Source organism: Fontibacillus forbon, assembly GCF_046559655.1.
Lineage (GTDB): Bacteria > Bacillota > Bacilli > Paenibacillales > Paenibacillaceae > Fontibacillus.
Map to the genome: position 1 here is coordinate 1,398,094 of NZ_JBKGFV010000001.1, position 16,916 is coordinate 1,415,009.

The 16,916-nt window shown below is 48.4% G+C and carries 17 protein-coding genes; 1 reads left to right on the forward strand and 16 read right to left on the reverse strand.

What is annotated here, in order from left to right:
- Positions 1-9 precede the first annotated feature (9 nt).
- The 3 genes from ACLB09_RS06485 to ACLB09_RS06495 are packed head-to-tail and all read right to left on the reverse strand — an operon-like array spanning position 10 to position 1,606.
- Complete coding sequence (locus tag ACLB09_RS06485) at positions 10-645, reverse strand: HD domain-containing protein (RefSeq protein WP_410768932.1); 636 nt, start codon at positions 643-645, stop codon at positions 10-12.
- Positions 642-1,148, reverse strand: a complete 507-nt coding sequence (locus ACLB09_RS06490) for a DUF4362 domain-containing protein (RefSeq protein ID WP_410768933.1) — start codon at positions 1,146-1,148, stop codon at positions 642-644. Before ACLB09_RS06490 ends, ACLB09_RS06485 begins: the two co-directional genes overlap by 4 nt.
- A gap of 38 nt (positions 1,149-1,186) precedes the next feature.
- A complete protein-coding gene (locus tag ACLB09_RS06495) occupies positions 1,187-1,606 on the reverse strand; it encodes a zinc ribbon domain-containing protein (RefSeq protein WP_410768934.1) in 420 nt (139 codons plus the stop codon).
- 199 nt (positions 1,607-1,805) lie between these two features.
- On the opposite strand from ACLB09_RS06495, the gene ACLB09_RS06500 reads away from it, so the two are divergent.
- Complete coding sequence (locus ACLB09_RS06500; RefSeq protein ID WP_410768935.1) at positions 1,806-2,522, forward strand: YwiC-like family protein; 717 nt, start codon at positions 1,806-1,808, stop codon at positions 2,520-2,522.
- Positions 2,523-2,794: 272 nt separating this feature from the next.
- Here the strand turns inward: ACLB09_RS06500 and ACLB09_RS06505 are convergent, their stop codons facing one another.
- The 13 genes from ACLB09_RS06505 to ACLB09_RS06565 form a co-directional block, all read right to left on the reverse strand.
- The gene (locus tag ACLB09_RS06505; protein WP_410768936.1) at positions 2,795-3,208 is read right to left on the reverse strand and encodes a hemerythrin domain-containing protein; all 414 of its coding nucleotides are present in this window, start codon (positions 3,206-3,208) and stop codon (positions 2,795-2,797) included.
- Positions 3,209-3,234: 26 nt separating this feature from the next.
- Complete coding sequence (gene moaA / locus ACLB09_RS06510; RefSeq protein WP_410768937.1) at positions 3,235-4,257, reverse strand: GTP 3',8-cyclase MoaA; 1,023 nt, start codon at positions 4,255-4,257, stop codon at positions 3,235-3,237.
- A 66-nt stretch (positions 4,258-4,323) separates the two neighbouring features.
- Positions 4,324-5,832 (reverse strand): nitrate/nitrite transporter, encoded by a 1,509-nt coding sequence (locus ACLB09_RS06515; RefSeq protein WP_410768938.1) that lies wholly within the window; start codon positions 5,830-5,832, stop codon positions 4,324-4,326.
- 187 nt (positions 5,833-6,019) lie between these two features.
- Positions 6,020-6,535 (reverse strand): hemerythrin domain-containing protein, encoded by a 516-nt coding sequence (locus ACLB09_RS06520; RefSeq protein WP_410768939.1) that lies wholly within the window; start codon positions 6,533-6,535, stop codon positions 6,020-6,022.
- A 21-nt stretch (positions 6,536-6,556) separates the two neighbouring features.
- Entirely contained in the window at positions 6,557-7,204 is a 648-nt protein-coding gene (locus ACLB09_RS06525; protein WP_114495685.1) for a response regulator, read from the reverse strand.
- A 66-nt stretch (positions 7,205-7,270) separates the two neighbouring features.
- On the reverse strand, positions 7,271-8,317 hold the full coding sequence (locus ACLB09_RS06530) for a sensor histidine kinase (RefSeq protein WP_410768940.1): 1,047 nt from the start codon (positions 8,315-8,317) through the stop codon (positions 7,271-7,273).
- Positions 8,314-8,775: a GAF domain-containing protein gene (locus tag ACLB09_RS06535; protein WP_410768941.1), complete on the reverse strand. Its 462-nt coding sequence runs from the start codon at positions 8,773-8,775 to the stop codon at positions 8,314-8,316. The genes ACLB09_RS06530 and ACLB09_RS06535 overlap by 4 nt, the downstream gene beginning before the upstream one ends.
- A gap of 26 nt (positions 8,776-8,801) precedes the next feature.
- On the reverse strand, positions 8,802-9,500 hold the full coding sequence (gene narI / locus ACLB09_RS06540; protein WP_114495688.1) for a respiratory nitrate reductase subunit gamma: 699 nt from the start codon (positions 9,498-9,500) through the stop codon (positions 8,802-8,804).
- A complete protein-coding gene (gene narJ, locus ACLB09_RS06545) occupies positions 9,487-10,056 on the reverse strand; it encodes a nitrate reductase molybdenum cofactor assembly chaperone (protein WP_410768942.1) in 570 nt (189 codons plus the stop codon). The genes narI and narJ overlap by 14 nt, the downstream gene beginning before the upstream one ends.
- Positions 10,049-11,590 (reverse strand): nitrate reductase subunit beta, encoded by a 1,542-nt coding sequence (narH, locus tag ACLB09_RS06550; RefSeq protein ID WP_410768943.1) that lies wholly within the window; start codon positions 11,588-11,590, stop codon positions 10,049-10,051. Before narH ends, narJ begins: the two co-directional genes overlap by 8 nt.
- Complete coding sequence (locus tag ACLB09_RS06555) at positions 11,580-15,254, reverse strand: nitrate reductase subunit alpha (RefSeq protein ID WP_410768944.1); 3,675 nt, start codon at positions 15,252-15,254, stop codon at positions 11,580-11,582. Before ACLB09_RS06555 ends, narH begins: the two co-directional genes overlap by 11 nt.
- Positions 15,255-15,541: 287 nt before the next feature.
- Positions 15,542-16,351, reverse strand: coding sequence for a DUF2785 domain-containing protein (locus ACLB09_RS06560; RefSeq protein ID WP_410768945.1), 810 nt, complete (start codon positions 16,349-16,351; stop codon positions 15,542-15,544).
- 17 nt (positions 16,352-16,368) lie between these two features.
- Positions 16,369-16,821, reverse strand: coding sequence for a hypothetical protein (locus tag ACLB09_RS06565; RefSeq protein WP_410768946.1), 453 nt, complete (start codon positions 16,819-16,821; stop codon positions 16,369-16,371).
- Positions 16,822-16,916 lie beyond the last annotated feature (95 nt).

A 16,916-nucleotide genomic window follows, 5' to 3' on the forward strand; every position in this document is an offset into this window, starting at 1 on the left:
CCCCCCCCCCTATTCCTTCAAGTCCCATTCTTTGTAAAACTGATTCAAATAAGACTCCATGAAATCATGCCGCTCCTCGGCCAGCACCCTTGCATATTCCGTATTCAACAGCGTTTTAAGCTTCAATAGTTTCTCATAAAAATGATAGATCGCCGATTTCTCGCTGGACCTGTAATCGACACCGCTAAAATCTTTTCCCGGCTGATGCATTGGCCGACCCGTCGCCCCCGAATAGATGAAGGTTCTCGCAATACCAATGGCGCCCATGGCATCCAAGCGGTCCGCATCCTGTACCACTTTTCCTTCGATGGTGTCCATCGGCGGATTTTTACCCCCGTTATAGGACATAGTGGAAATGATGAGCATGACATGATCCTTCAACTCCTGATCGGCTCCGTGATCCATGAGCCACGAAGAAACCTTTTCCAATCCGGACTCTTTGGAATCATTCAATTTCTCGTCGGCGATATCGTGAAGAAGGGCCGATAATTCGCAGACCAAAGGATCGGCTTGTTCCCGCTTGGCAATGGCGACCGCCAGGTTTCTAACCCGTTCGATATGCCACCAGTCATGTCCGCTCGGTTCAAACTCCAATTCCTTTTTAACAAAGGTTTCGGCCGCTTCAATGATGTAATGGTTATTCATTTATTTTCTTCCGTCTCCTCTACGAACAACAAATAATATTCTTTCTTTTCCGGATAGTTATAGGGTGCGTCGCCCTTACAGGATGACAAATAGTACTCCGTCCCGTTGCGTTCCCCCAGGGAATCGGTTCTCTCGCCGATCGTGGAGCAGATAGCGGTGCTGATTCCGCGGTTACTTCCGCCGTATTCGTCCCAACTGTTATCATAGCTATAAGAGATTTCTTTCCCGTCATAATCAAGGTCGACATAAATCGGATCGCCCTCATCCGTATACCGGGCAAGCGTAATCTCGCCAGCCGTTTTCTTCTTATAATTATCTACAAATTGCTTTAAGACTTCCACATTATGCATTCCTGCCGGTCCCGCTACCACAAACCCCCGGTTTGCCGCTTCGCCGGAATTCAGCTTAGGATGAGACGAGGCTTGCGGTGATTCCCCCGGAATCAGGCTGCAAGAGGTCAATAAAATAACCATTAATACGGCAAGCCAGCGATGTTTTGTCATGGCAGCATCCCCCTTCGGTGAAGTCCTGTCTTAATCCCTTATCCCCCGCCAAACAGAATATCCATGATCGTTCCCGCTCTGCCCGCTTTCATGCCATGCAAAATGTCAGGATCGTAAACTTCCACGGAACCGCAAGTGGTACAAGACACAAAAAGATAATGGCGATGTTGAATGTCCAGCAGCTTGCTTAACCCCGCCCCGGTCATGGCCACTTCCTGGACCTTGCATTCGGTTTCGCCGCACTTCGAACACTTGAACCGGTTTTCTATCATTTGTTCGACGGACAGATCGTTGAGTGAATCATCGTTGTAAGTAACGAAGTTCATAGAGTCGTCGTCATCCTCATGTCTTACTGTTTCAAAATCTTCTTCCGAAACTTCGTAGAGTTTGCGGTGACATTCCGGGCATCGGCCATTCTTGATTTCGATCTCCCGGTTGCACCATGGACATTCCAGCATATTCCAAATCTCTCCTTGTCGAAACCGATAAACCCGGCCTTAGATATCACCTATCATAAGCCGGGTCGCTGGTGGTCATTTTATTTATACCTAATTATAAACAAATATGATTGAAGTGACCACCGTCACCTGTTCAATCGCAGCTAAGCGGTAAAATTAATGGTGTACGTTGATATGGTGAAAGCGAGGATTTTCCACAATGAAAAAAGGTTACATTCCCAACCAGCACGGTGCATGGGCCATGCTGGTCATTCCGTTTTTGTTCGGCATGTTCGCGGCTAAGCCGGTATTGCTGCATGGACTGCTGTTTCTGGGCTGGCTGCTTGTGTATTTGTTTTCTTTTCCTTTCCTTCAATGGGTCCGGACCAGGAAAATGCAAGTATATGGCAAACCCATGCTGTTATATGGCGGCTTGCTGGTTCCGGTTGCCGTAAGCCTGCTTCTTTTTGCGCCAGAATTATGGAAATGGATCCCCATGTTTTTCCCGCTCTTTATAGTTAACTGTTACTATGCCAAGCGTAAACGCGAACGCGCTTTTGTGAACGATCTTGCCGCGGTTGTCCAGTTTAGCCTGATCCTGTTTGTGGCCTATCATATCGGCGGTGGCGATAATTGGAGAATGGCTGTAGAGCTGTTCATCCTCAGCATTCTTTACTTTACGGGCACCATATTTTATGTAAAAACGATTATCCGGGAAAAAAATAACGCCGTATTTTTCCGATTCTCCATTGGCTATCATCTGGTCTCGCTCGTGATTGCGGCCCTTTTATTCCCGCCGGGAATCCTGATTCCGCTGACGATTTTGCTGGTCCGGGCCATCTGGGTTCCAAAAACCAAAACGACCGTCAAACAAAGCGGTATGATGGAAATTGCCTTCTCGGTCATCATGGCCGGAACGGCTTTGGCCCTATTCTAATCTCCAATCCGTGAAATAAGTTGAACTATTGAATGGATATGTAACAAGTACATAAAATGTTCCTATTATCGCTGTTGGTTCCAGATTTCTTGATCCTATAGAATCAGATTAGGTAGAAATCCGGAGCCAAAGGCGACCGCTCCGCTTATTCGGAATCATTTTACTTCCTTGCCTGCATTCTATTCATTAGTTCATGTAAAAAAGGTTCCTATCCCGGCATTGGCAATGCCGCATAGGAACCTTATTAATTATTTTCACTTTTGCCGGAGTTGTTAAAAAAGCAGACTTTCTTCATCCCGGCTATGAATCTCATTCACGACGATCAGGGCATGCAACATTCGGAGTACTTCCTGACTTAACCCTTCACTTTGACGCAGTTTATGAATATCCGCAACCAGGATTCTGATCAGGTCGTGATCTCTAGTCAGCTTCGTAATGGTATCCTGCATGTCAGGGTTAGCGGTCGCGATCTCCCGATAAAACCCTTCCTCCTCTGCATCGGCATGACTGATGATCCGGTTTTCCCAATAAAGAAGCAAGTCGTCTACCGCTGTGTTTGCCAGATCGGCTTCACCGCTCTCCAGTAGTTCAAGAACTTCTTCCGTCTTGGATACCGCACCCGCAAGTCCGCCGCTATGAATTGCTTTATGGGCATGTAATTGCCGCAGGGAAGGCCCAACTGCCATTGTCATCTTCCTTTCTTAAAGCGGGATCAACCCCCTATATAGGACATCCCGATTTTGCTTCTATGCTTCGCCGTATACTCGGTCCGCTCGTCGGAATACCGGTCGGTTCTCAGCTCCCATACCTTCATAATCGCTTCCAGCATCTCTTCATTGGACGCTCCGGAACGCAGCAAGGCCCGCAAATCAAACCCTTCGGTTGCAAAAAGACAGGTGAACAGTTTACCTTCCGAAGACAGTCTGGCACGCGTACAGGTTGAGCAGAACGATTCGGACACCGAGGTAATGAAACCAAGCTTGGCGGTGCTTTGATCATAGCGGTAGTATTTGGCCACTTCGCCGTAATATGACTGCTCAACGGGCGTCAGTTCGTACTTTTGGCCGATGGCTTGCATCATCTCCGCTTTTGTAAGAACTTTTTTATAGCTCCAGGCGTTGTCCGTGCCGACATCCATAAATTCGATCATGCGAAGCGTAATCTTCCGGTCTTTAAAATATTCCGCCATAGGAATGATTTCCTGATCGTTCATCCCTTTTTGGACAACCATATTTACCTTGACCTCGTACCCGATCCGATTCGCCTCATCGATATTCTCAAGAATCCGCGAAGGATGGATCCCTCTTCCGTTCATCATGCCAAACAGCTCGGGATCAAGTGCATCCAGGCTAATGTTCAATCTTCTTAAACCCGCATCATACAGATCACTCGCGTACCGATGGAGCAATAAGCCGTTTGTCGTCAATGCCAAATCTTCCACCCCGTCGATCGAGGCGATTTTCTTGACAAGCTCTTTCAGATCGCTTCGCAGCAGCGGTTCTCCGCCGGTCAGCCTGATCTTTTTGACGCCCAAGGAGACGAACAGCTCAACCAGAGTGCTGATCTCTTCATAGGATAGCAGCTCATTTTTAGGTAAAAAAGCATAGTCGTCCCCAAAAATCTCCTTCGGCATGCAATAGATGCAGCGGAAATTACACCGATCCGTTACGGAGATCCGCAGATCGCGCAGAGGTCTTTGCAGCATGTCATGTACTCTGGTCTTTGACGTCATCATGTCTATTATCCTTTCGCTAGCGTGATCCCAAATTCAAACCGCTCCAACTAACCCTTACGGTTTATATTAACCACTTTTTCTCCGGTCGTTCGTCAACTCCGAAAAAGCTCCTACGTAGCTGATGTCTTCACCGGTCGTCTCATCTTTAATCGCACTGATATTCAACCATTGCAAATAGACTTCGCCATTTTTACGCCGGTTCCAAATTTCGCCTTGCCACATTCCGGTTGCTTTAATGTTATCCCACATTGTTTTATAAAAATCGGCCGACTGTTTGTTCGCTCTTAAAATGTTCGGCTTTTTGCCCAGCGCTTCCTCTTCCGTAAAACCCGTCAATGCCGTAAAGGCCGGATTGACCGCCGTGATCGTTCCCTTTTGGTCGGTAACCAGAATTCCCTGAGCCGTACGGTTGAACACTTCCGAAGAGATACTCAGTTTATTTTGATAGACCATCCAAATGACCAGAATCAAGCTCGCCAAGGCAACCTGTGAAAGCAGCATGAAGCCGATCGAATATTGTCCGGTGATCGAATGAATCAAGGAAAGCATTAATGGCGGGAAAAATCCGCCAAGGCCGCCCATCATCGATACGATCCCGTTGACGATCCCTGCTTGTTTATTAAAATATTGCGGCACCAGCTTGAAAATGACACCGTTACCGACCCCGGCGCTGACGGCGATGGCCAAACAACCTACCGTGTACAGCGCAATCGTTGGAGAAAACGCCAACACGATGGCGGAAACGGTAAACAAAGAAAACACACCGACTAACAAATACAACGAGTTAAACCGATCCGCCAGCCAGCCGCCGACAGGGCGCAAAAAGGTGGCAAGCGCAATGAACCCGGCGGTTCTGATGCCCGCATCCACTTTGCTAAGCTCAAAGTTCGTAACAAGGAAATTCGGCAGATAGACCGTAAATGCCACAAACGAACCGAAGGTAATAAAATATAGCAGCGAGAATAGCCAAAGCTTTTCATTTTTATAGACACCTTTGATTTGTTCGATCATGGATGTTTTTACTTTTGGTTCTTTACGGTCGCCGAACAAAAAGTTCAATGCCGCAAACACGAGCAGCAGGACCAAGTAGAATTTAACGGTAGTCGCCCACCCGAATTGGTTGGCGATCAGCGGAGCCGAGAACGTGGTAACCGCGGTTCCCATGTTGCCCAGACCATACACCCCGTTAACCAGACCATGCCGTTCCTTAGGGTAATACTTCGGCAAAGAGGTAACGCCGACTGAAAATACGGCCCCGCCGATCCCGAGGAACAATCCGCCGATAATCAAATCCGTGGATGAATTAGCTTCACTTATATAATATACGGGAAACAACAGTAAAACAAAGCTGATTAAAAAGACCAGACGTGCGCCTATGATGTTTGCGAAATAACCCAGCGGAATTCTAAGCACGGAGCCAAGTACAACCGGGATCGCCGTAATAATTGCGGTTTGACTTGCGGGAATGTTAATGTCTTCTCTCATAAATGGAAGTAAAGAAGAAATAATGACCCAGACTGCAAAGCCGACGATGAGATTCAGTGTTTGTAATGGTAATTGGACTTTTTTAATCAAACAGCATCACCTTTTCCAAGTTTATGAATGAACCAATTCAAGATTCCCCACCCGTATTGTAACGCAGACATTCCCCGCAACCTCATAGGGAACTCCCCTAATCGGGTTCGCGAACTCCCTATGGTCACAAAAAAGCCCCAAATCAATAGGCTGATTTGGAGCTTTTTTCATCAGGCATTTCCCTGTATCAAAGTATTAAGGTGTGCATGTCCTCGAATAACCGCTCTTGCTCGGCTTGCTTTATAACCTGCGCCGTCATAGGAAAAAGCACCGATTCTTCCTTCACGAAATGAACCGTCAGAATCTCGAATGCCTCACCCGCATCGCGTGAAATATCCTTCATCTCCTGCAAGGAAAAATTTCCTTCGGAATGGTGAAGAAAGTGATCAATGTAGGCGACAACTTCTTCATGTTCCTTTTCTATCGACACGAGCGGGCCCTGATCATGCCCGATATAGCGTCCCAGCAGAGGGAAAAAGAAGGTCTCTTCTTTCTTCGTATGTTGCTCCAACGGTGCCTTGAACTCGGCCAGGAGCTGACGTAACTTCGAAAATTCCTGGACGGCCTGGTCCGGAGTGTACCGGTCATTTTGAAGATTCAGCACAATGGAATGCCATTCACTCATTAAATGCGACAAGTAGCCATGCTCATTTTCAAGGATACGCATAGCAGGCAACGGGGTCCGAAATTTGGTGTTCTCCATGTTCTAATGCGACCTCTTTCGTTAAAAATCAAGCAATTTCTTTTTCAAAGCATATTCTACCAGCTCCGGCCGGGTCTTTAAGTTCAATTTATCCATCAATTTGGCTTTATGAGCTTCGACGGTCTTCACGGAAATATGCAGCATCTCCGCGATCTCCTTATTCCCGTAACCCTTGGCTACGAGCGGCAATATTTCTATTTCACGAGTTGACAAAAGCTGATATGGATTGCTTTCATCGACCCGTTGATCTTTATTAATAAATTCCCGGACCAGCGATGTTGCGATTTGGGGATGGATATAAATCCCGCCTTGATGCACCATCCGGATGGCCGACACCAGCTGTTCGTCCGGCGAATTTTTCAGAACATAGCCCCGGGCTCCGTTCTTTAACACATGAAACAGATATTCTTCATCATCGTACATGGTAAGAATCAATATCTTGGTATCCGGGAAATCCTCGTTAATTTTGGCGGTTGCAATGAGTCCACTCTCACCGGGAGGCATGCTAAGATCCATCAGAAGGATATCCGGCCTATGTTTTGAAACCATTTTATAAGCTTCAATCCCGTCAGCTGCAGTCGCTACGACTTCCATATCGTCCTGAAAGTTAATAATCATGGCAAAGCCGCTTCGCACTACGGCATGATCATCCGCGATCACAATCTTCACTCACAATCCTCCCTGTCTGTTGGATTCATTTATTGCGCTTGCTTATCACGATGTATACGAGAGTGGTCAGGTTGGTATCACCAAATGTACGGTCGTGCCTTTACCGATTTCCGAAGTGATCGTGAGCTCCCCGTTCACTAGCTCGGCTCGCTCTTTCATCCCGTATAATCCCAGACCCGTACCTTTCGGATCTCTGGCGTTGACATTAAAGCCGTTTCCTTGATCGGTTACGACCATCTCCAAGGCATGCTCCGATTCGAATAACCGCACCGCAATTTCATCGACGTCCGCATATTTCATCGCATTTAGCATGGATTCCTGACAAACGCGGTAAACTACGGTTTCGATTTCACTGTTAAAACGGCCTCCATTGAGCTCCGCAGTAAAATGCACGATCACTCCATAGTTTTTCTCAACCCATTTGAAATGCGAACGAAAAGCGGCTTCCAGCCCCAGATCATCAAGCGATGCCGGCCGGAGTTCTACGGACAAATTGCGGATCTGATCAAGCAAGCGGGTTAACGAAGCCTCGGTTTGCTGAATTTTCTGCAGCGCATCATCCTGCACATTCAAATACTTTAGAACGCGCAGATCCACGAGGGAACTAAGAATCTCCTGGGCAACGCTGTCGTGCAGCTCCCGGGAAATCCGTTTTCGTTCGTCTTCCTGCGCTTTGATGATGCTCTTCATCATCGTGTTCCGGTTCAAGCTTTCTTGTGTCTGCAATTGGTTGGTTAAATCGCGTAACATGAGAACCCGGATGCCGGCTTCCAAATCGATCTGTTGAAAACTGGCGGAGTACGGAATGATTCCCCGGCTCTTTGTTTCAAGATATACCTGAAACGAAGAGAAGTCCTTCGACGAATTGGATAAGTAGCAGTTCAGGCATGACATCTGTTCATCATCACTCGTATAGCCCCGGCAGGTAAAGCAAAACTCGTTGGAATCGCCGGAGCCGGTATCACTCAGCACAGGAGGGTCGATAATATTGCCTGCCGCCTGATTCATCGCGATTATGTGATTGTCTGCGTCAAAAAAGAAGATCGCATCCGAACTCTTCTCGTACATATTCAGTAATAACTCGGTGGAAACCTTGGTGGACGGTTGGATCATCGGAATGTCGACTCCTTTATCCCATAATCTCCGAATTGTCCCTGTAATGATTCATACAAATGGCGGAAATTCTCGTTCGTAATCACCCTGCCCTCCCGGTATCCGGCCAACAGCACGCCTTCAACCCGGTCCAAATGATATAACGGAATGGCAGCAAGGCTATTCAAGCGTTCCGACACAACGATGGGATAATTAAACATATCTTGAGGGTTCAACTCGTCTTTTACGCTGGAAACCAGCATAGGTTTTCCTGTTTTAAAGACCAGACCAGCGATTCCTTTGCCCGACTGAAGCACAATCCGCTTGTAGCGGTTGTTTAAATTGCCGGAAGCAAACTGCCAGGTGATGACAAATCCATTCTGAGCAGACTGCGCAAAGGCAAGCGAGACGAAATCATAACCCAACTGCTCCCTGATTTGATCTATTTTCGTCTGGTACTGATTGGAGGATTGACTCATATCCATATCTCCCTAATTATAGCTCCTTAATGCCGTGCTGATTGCCCGCGATTCTTCCTATAAAGGATATAGCTTCTCCGGGCATAATTCAAGGGGACGCTCCAAACATGGACCAGGCGCGTAAACGGCCAAAAGGCTAAAATGAGAAAGCCGGACAGCACGTGGATTTTAAAAGTGACCGGTACGGATGTCATTAATGCCGCTTCCGGACGGAACAGGAACAAGTTTCTGAACCAGATGGAAATCGTTTCACGATAATCGAATTCCGGCTGCACGTTGTTTGTAACGAGCGTTGAATACATCCCCATAAATACGATAAAGACCAGTAACAGGTTTACGATGATATCGGAGGTCGAGCTCAACTTACGAATCGACCGTTTCGTAATCCGGCGCGCCGTCAGAATCAGCATGCCCGCAAAAGTTATTACCCCGAACAGCCCCCCGACGTACATTGCGCCAATGTGGTACAAATGATCGTTAACGCCAAGCGCGTTCATCCATTCTTTAGGAATCCCCAATCCGGCGACATGACCCATAATGACCGGAATAATCCCGATATGAAACAACAGACTGCCCACCATCAGTTGCTTCTTTTCAATGAACTCGCTGGATTTGGCGGTCCAGTTGAATTGATCGTACCGGTATCTGAAAATGTGACCCACAACAAAGACGGCGACGCATAAATAAGGAAAGATCACCCAGGCAAATTGATCAATCATGTTCATGGATTTCAACCTCCTTCCGGAGACAAAGTTTGAAAGTTTCTCTTAAAGCTTTCACGAGATAATAATATGGGCTGTTATACTTTTCCAATGATTTCATCAACGGATACGATCCGTCTTCCACGATGCTCACCAATGTATTGATGCTGGCTTCGGCGTGCTCATTGTCCGGCCACTCTGCGGCGTATAGAAACTCGCACATCAAAGGCAAGTAATCGGGCAGTTCGCTCTCCGTAATGTCCAGGCCGAACATTTCATAAATCGCCTTCAGCGCGGTCAGCATATTTCCGCGTTCTTTACTGTCCTCATATTTGGCAAAAGTCATATACAAAGTCGATGCTTTCTGGAAATCGAAGGTTTGCACGTATAGTTCTTCAATTTCGTCCATGCTTAGCTGCTGCATGTTTCCGCGGTATGTCTCGATCAGAGGATCGACGGAGGGGGCAAATGCCCCGTCCATCGTCATCTCCGTAAAGGTTAGTTTATCGGGATAGGCCAATTGCCGGGCAAAAAAGCCGAAGGCCTCTTTGTGGTCGTTAAGCTTCGCCAAATCAATCACGCCAAATCCCCCCATAGAAGTTCTCTTCGTAAAGTTCTCTGCCGCTCTTGGTGTTAGCCTTCGGCGAAGCCGGGCCGCAACCGTCGCAGTCCATGCCGAACCCTTCCATGCCTTGCGCACGGTATGGATCCATGTACCCTTCCTTGTGGGAAGTCGGGATTACGAAGCGATCCTCATATTTGGCGATCGCCAGCAACCGATACATCTCTTCAACTTGACGGGTCGTCAAGCCTACTCTTTGCAACCGGCTGTCGTCAAATGGCTGCTTCGAGAACTGGGCCCGTTGATACTGACGCATCATCGCCATCCGCTGCAATGCTTCTTTCACAGTTTGGGTATCACCGGCTGTCAGCATGTTGGCCAGATATTGAACCGGGGTTCTCATTTCTTCAATCGCCGGGAAGATCATATCCGGATTTTGAATCGAGTCCTTCCCTTCGAAATGGCTCATGATCGGGCTAAGCGGTGGTACGTACCATACCATCGGCAAAGTCCGGTATTCGGGATGAAGCGGGAAGGCCAGCTTGTATTCGATCGCCAGTTTGTAGACCGGCGAGTTCTGGGCCGCTTCGATCCATTCTTCGGAAAGCCCGTCTTTGCGCGCTTGTTCGATGACTTCCGGATCGTTAGGATTCAGGAAGAGGTCGCATTGCGCTTTGTAAAGATCTTGTTCGTCCGGCGTCGATGCCGCTTCCAGCACCTTGTCGGCATCATACAGCAGCACGCCTAAGTAGCGAATTCTACCTGTGCAAGTCTCGGAACATACCGTCGGCAGCCCCGCTTCGATTCTCGGGAAGCAGAACGTGCATTTTTCGGCTTTGTTGGTTTTCCAGTTGAAATACACCTTTTTATAAGGGCAACCCGTCATGCAATACCGCCATCCGCGGCAGGCTTCCTGATCGACGAGCACGATTCCGTCTTCATCCCGTTTGTACATGGCTCCCGATGGGCAAGAAGCGACGCAGCTTGGATTCAGGCAATGCTCGCACAGCCGCGGCAGATACATCATAAACGACTGTTCGAAATTGAATTTGATTTCTTCTTCGATTTTTTCGATGTTCGGATCCTTAGGACCGGTAATATGTCCGCCGGCCAGATCGTCTTCCCAGTTCGGACCCCAGTTCAAATCCATGGTTTCGCCGGTAACGGCCGATTTGGGACGGGCTACGGGCTGGTGCTTCTTCTCGCCCGAGTTGGTCAGTTTTTCATAGTCGTAGGTCCAGGGTTCATAATAATCCTTCATCTCCGGCATATCCGGATTATAGAAAATTTTACCCAGTGCGATTTTGGACAGCTTGGTTCCGGCTTTCAGCTCCAGTTTCCCTTTGCGGAGCGTCCATCCGCCTTTGTATTGCTCCTGGTCTTCCCAGCGTTTCGGATAACCGATCCCCGGCTTCGTTTCCACGTTGTTGAACCACATGTATTCCGCGCCTTCGCGATTGGTCCAGGTACTCTTACAGGTAACGCTGCAGGTATGGCAGCCGATACATTTGTCCAGGTTCATCACCATGGCAATTTGCGCTTTAATCTTCAAGCCAGTCGACCTCCTTCATTTTGCGGACAGCCACGTAAACATCCCGTTGGTTGCCGATCGGCCCATAGTAATTGAAACCATAACTCAATTGGGCATAACCGCCGACCATTTGCGTCGGTTTCAAATGAATTCTCGTCGGCGCATTATGGCTGCCGCCGCGTTCTTTCGTAATTTCCGAGCCAGGAACGTTAATGTGTTTGTCTTGGGCGTGGTACATAAACATGGTTCCCATAGGCATTCTATGGCTGACGACGGCTCTCGCGGTCACGACGCCGTTGCGGTTATAGACTTCAACCCAATCGTTATCGTTGATTTGGTGCGCTTCCGCATCTTCCCGGCTGATCCATACGGTCGGACCGCCGCGGAACAACGTCAGCATGTGCAGGTTATCCTGGTAGGTGCTGTGAATGTTCCATTTGCCATGCGGCGTCAAATAGCGAAGCACAAGGGTATCTTTATCGACGGACACCTGCTTGTCATGAGGGCCGAACACCATCGGCGGCAAAGTCGGTTTGTACACCGGCAATGATTCGCCGTACTGCATGAAGATCTCATGATCCAGATAGAAATGCTGGCGGCCCGTCAAGGTTCTGAACGGTACCAGACGCTCGATATTCGTCGTGAACGGAGAGTATCTCCGGCCCGACTTGTTGGAACCGCTGAACACCGGCGTAGGAATCACTTCACGCGGTTGGGCCGTGATGCTGGCGAACGTGATCCGTTCCGCAGCGCGGTCGGCCGAGATATCTTTCAATGGAACGCCAGTGTCCTGTTCGGCAGCTTCCCATGCCCGCTGCGATACTTTCCCGTTCGTCGCCGAAGAGATGTGCAGCACGGCATTGGCCGCGTGTCTGGCGGTATGGAGCTTAGGACGCCCGTTCTTGATACTTTCATCGAAGTGCGTGCCGTTGATTTTTTTCAGTTCCTCATATTCTTCGTGAACCGGGAACGAAACCCCGTGGGCGCCGACTTTTCCCGTCTCCAGGTTAGGCCCTAGCGTGATGTACTTATCGTAAACTTGAGTGTAGTCCCGCTCCACAACGGAGAAGTTCGGCATCGTCTTGCCGAGTACCGGCTTCACTTCACCCTTCTTCCAGTCTTTGACCTGGCCGAACGGTTGGGAAATTTCCGCCATCGAGTCATGCCCCAGCGGCGAAGATACAATGTCTTTGTACACCCCTGGCAAATGCTCCTTCGCCATTTCAGAGAAAGTTTGCGCCAGCGACCGGTAAATATCCCAGTCCGATCTGGATTCCCAGAGCGGATCAATCGCCGGATTGAACGGATGGACGAACGGATGCATATCCGTAGAGGATAAGTCCACTTTTTCATACCATGTTGCCGCCGGCAATACGACATCCGCATACATCGGCGTAGCCGTCATCCGGAAATCCAAAGCAACCAGCAGATCCAGCTTCCCTTCCACTTCGTCGCGCCAAACTATTTCCTCCGGCTTCTCTTCCTCATTCGCCGTCGACAACAATCCGTTATGAGTTCCCAGCAAATGCTTCATGAAGAACTCCTGGCCTTTGGCCGAGCTGGAAATCAGGTTGGAACGCCAGACGAACAGGGAACGCGGGAAGTTCTCCGGAGCATCCGGATCTTCTACTGCAAATTTCGTTTCCCCTGATACGACTTGTTCATAAGCATGTTGGATAATTTCCGCATTGCTTGTTTGTCCTTTGGCCGCCGCTTCTTCGGCAAAAGCGAGACTGCTCTTGTTGAACTGCGGGTACGAAGGCAGCCAGCCAAGCCGCGCCGCAAGCACGTTGTAATCCGCCGGATGACTATATTTGATCTCTCCGCCTGTAGGCGATTTGAGCGATTCGTTGTTCATCTCTTCGTATTTCCATTGATCCGTCGCAAAATAAAAGAACGAGGTCGCATTTTGCTGACGCGGAGCGCCTTGCCAGTCCTTGGCGAAGGCAATCGATGACCAGCCTTCAATCGGGCGGCATTTCTCCTGGCCTACATAGTGAGCCCAGCCCCCGCCGTTGACGCCTTGCGATGCCGTAAGCACGACAAGATTCAAGATCGAACGGTAAATCGTATCGCTGTTAAACCAGTGATTGATGCCGGCGCCCATAATAATCATCGAGCGTCCGCCGGTATCGAGGGAGTTTTGGGCGAATTCACGGGCGATTTGTACGACCAGCGAAGCCTTCACTCCGGTAATTTTCTCCTGCCAGGCAGGCGTATAATGGGAACTTGCATCGTCATACCCTTTTGCTTCCAAACCGCTGTCGATGCGCTTCACGCCGTACTGGCTGAGCATCAAATCGAATACGGTTGCGGCGAGCCGAGTGCTGCCGTCAGCTAAGGTAATGGTTTTAACCGGGATCGTCCGGTTGAATGTTCCGTTTCCGTTAGCATCGAAATAAGGGAATACGATTTCCGTCCACTCTGCTCCGTGGTTCTCTACGGAGAGCGCCGGTTCGATCTTGGTTCCGTCTTCCCGTTCGAGAATCAGGTTCCATTTCACGTCTTTCTCCCAGCGTTGGCCCATCGTTCCATTAGGAACCATGATTTCGTTAGCCGCTTCGTCATAGATGACCGGCTTCCATTCCGCATGTTCGGAGTCGTTACCCAGATCGCTTGCACGCAGGAAACGACCTGCTTTGTATTTGCCTTCATGAGGCTCCAGCAAAATCAGGAACGGCATATCGGTATACTGCTTGGCATAATCGATAAACATCGATTCTTTGCGCTGCATATAAAACTCGTCCAGGATGACATGCGTCATCGCTTGGGCAACCGCCGCATCGGTTCCCGGATTTGGCGCCAGCCAATTGTCCGCGAATTTTACGTTTTCGGCATGATCCGGCGCAACGGATACGACTTTGGTTCCTTTGTAACGAACTTCCGTCATGAAATGCGCATCAGGCGTCCGGGTCAACGGAACGTTGGATCCCCACATGATGAGGTATCCCGAATTGTACCAATCGGACGATTCCGGAACGTCGGTTTGTTCGCCCCAAATCTGCGGGGATGCCGGCGGCAAATCCGCATACCAATCGTAGAAACTGAGCATTTCGCCGCCCAGCAGGGAAATGAAGCGCGCGCCGGAGGCATAGCTGATCATCGACATAGCCGGAATAGGCGTAAACCCGGCAATACGGTCGGGTCCATATTTTCTGATGGTATAAATCAGTTGGGCCGAGATTAACTTGGATGCAACCTCCCAGGTCACCCGGACATGGCCGCCTTTACCGCGGGCCTGTTTATAGGATTTGGAGGCTTCCGGATCTTCCACGATGCTCGCCCAGGCATCCACCGGATTATCGTGTCTTGCCAATGCATCTTTCCACAGCCGCAGCAAACGGCCGCGCATATAAGGGTATTTCACCCGAAGCGGACTGTACTCATACCAGGAGAACGAAGCTCCTCTCGGACATCCGCGAGGTTCGAATTCCGGCATATCCGGTCCGCAAGAAGGATAGTCGATTTGTTGATTTTCCCAAGTAATAATTCCGTTTTTCACAAATACTTTCCAACTGCAGGAACCGGTACAGTTCACGCCATGCGTCGTGCGAACCACTTTGTCATGCGACCAGCGTCCGCGGTACATGTTCTCCCATTCCCGGCTTTTTTCCTCAAGGATCGACCAGTTTCCCGAATAACTCTCAGTAGGTTTAAAAAATTTAAGTCCTGATCTTCTTTTCATGCGAGTTGATCACTCCTTCATCGTAGAATGAATTCATTTGAAGGGGAATCCAATTGCATTCATTCTTCTACTTACATTATGAAAGTGTTTATCCACTCTTCACATAAGGGAAATCCCTCATGATCCCTTAGAAACCCCTATTCACAAAAAAGCCCAAAAAATGTCGAGCATTTTTCGGGCATAATTTAGCTTATTTAGTTGAACTATTCATATGGATGCGGGGCAAGCAGGTAAAATATTCCTACAAATACTGTCGCTTCCGGATTTCTTGATCTTCTAAAAAATCTCTACAGCTTATTCAACGCTGTTATGATTTCATCGAGCAGAGGGTTGTCCTTCTGCTGCCCCATTAGCTTAAAATACACACTGCGCAGCATGTTCCTGGCGTTCCCTCTCCGATTGCAGTCCTCGGATATGATCTCTGTCTTAGGACAAGTCCCGACTTGACGTATCCAATGTATTAACTGTTCATTGCTCAAAACATTACGGTTAATGATCGAAACTACGACATTCGTCATTCTTTCGTCTTCAAGATAAATGTAATAGGTATTGCTCACATGACTTTTCGCTAGAATTAACTCCAACACTCTCAGCAAGCCGTCTGCTCTTATGTACGAAGAGTTAACGATGGATTCAAGAGCGTCCGCCCCATGGGCCACGGCGTGGGCCCAGCCGTTATCTTCCACATAACCCCGTAAATCCTTCTCTTGATTAAAATAGGTGGTAACTCTGTCGAACGTGTATTGAATGTCTTCTTCGCTCAGAAAATTAAAGCGTGCATTACTTGTTAAAGCTAAAGGAACCACCAATACCGAAAAAGCACGCGTAAAAACCGTATCGCTCTCGTTTTCACCAAGCCCAAGGAATAAATGGTTTTCATCCAAGCTCGTGTAAAGTAATTCTTTCATGATTTCCGGGGATATTTCATTCCGTATTGTCCAGTAATACAAAGTCATATATATCAAACTATCCCTAAGTTCGCTATCCGGCGAACCTATTTGAGACATCATTTCGCTGACCAAGGCAGCGAGGGAAATCCCTTCCGGAATCTTATAATCCTGTTCGCTTATTTCTTGCAATTGTTGTTTGAGGTTCATCCTGTTCTCCTTTTTTGCTAAGCATTTGTCATAAACCCGTTGAATAGCCAGCGGTCGTTCTTTTTAATGAAATCAAAATAAATCGTGCCATGGGTATCCTCAAAATAATGGGCAAGATAGATCTGAAACCCCGAGTTATTGTCGCTATATCCGCCTCCGCGATACTCCAGGTTCCCCAAATGGATCCCCGTTAAGAAATTCATTCGGATTTCTTGCTCGCCGACAAAGTACACGACCTGATTATCCTTCTTATCCAAGGATATATCTGACGATGAAAGGGATTCCAGCAAAGCGTAATCTTTCTCCTCCATCGCATGCAACACTTTAAAAGAGAGATTCAAGGTTTCCCGCAAATCCATCATGTATTGTTCATTCTCTTTCTCTAACTCCAATATAATCCGGTCTTCTTGAACCGCATTATTTTCCTGCATCGCGGAATTATTTTCCTGCATCGCGGAATTATTTTCCACTTCGGTCGAATTAACGCCTCCACAACCGGCCAGGACGAAACAAAGCAGAAGTGTAGCACACACTCCGAATGATTTAATAGCACACGCCACCTTTT

Coding starts and splice junctions, on each gene's coding strand:
- ACLB09_RS06485 (WP_410768932.1), bottom strand. CDS start 645: ATGAATAACCATTACATCATTGAAGCGGCCGAAACCTTTGTTAAAAAG.
- ACLB09_RS06490 (WP_410768933.1), bottom strand. CDS start 1,148: ATGACAAAACATCGCTGGCTTGCCGTATTAATGGTTATTTTATTGACC.
- ACLB09_RS06495 (WP_410768934.1), bottom strand. CDS start 1,606: ATGCTGGAATGTCCATGGTGCAACCGGGAGATCGAAATCAAGAATGGC.
- ACLB09_RS06500 (WP_410768935.1), top strand. CDS start 1,806: ATGAAAAAAGGTTACATTCCCAACCAGCACGGTGCATGGGCCATGCTG.
- ACLB09_RS06505 (WP_410768936.1), bottom strand. CDS start 3,208: ATGGCAGTTGGGCCTTCCCTGCGGCAATTACATGCCCATAAAGCAATT.
- moaA (WP_410768937.1), bottom strand. CDS start 4,257: ATGATGACGTCAAAGACCAGAGTACATGACATGCTGCAAAGACCTCTG.
- ACLB09_RS06520 (WP_410768939.1), bottom strand. CDS start 6,535: ATGGAGAACACCAAATTTCGGACCCCGTTGCCTGCTATGCGTATCCTT.
- ACLB09_RS06530 (WP_410768940.1), bottom strand. CDS start 8,317: ATGATCCAACCGTCCACCAAGGTTTCCACCGAGTTATTACTGAATATG.
- ACLB09_RS06535 (WP_410768941.1), bottom strand. CDS start 8,775: ATGAGTCAATCCTCCAATCAGTACCAGACGAAAATAGATCAAATCAGG.
- narI (WP_114495688.1), bottom strand. CDS start 9,500: ATGAACATGATTGATCAATTTGCCTGGGTGATCTTTCCTTATTTATGC.
- ACLB09_RS06555 (WP_410768944.1), bottom strand. CDS start 15,254: ATGAAAAGAAGATCAGGACTTAAATTTTTTAAACCTACTGAGAGTTAT.
- ACLB09_RS06560 (WP_410768945.1), bottom strand. CDS start 16,351: ATGAACCTCAAACAACAATTGCAAGAAATAAGCGAACAGGATTATAAG.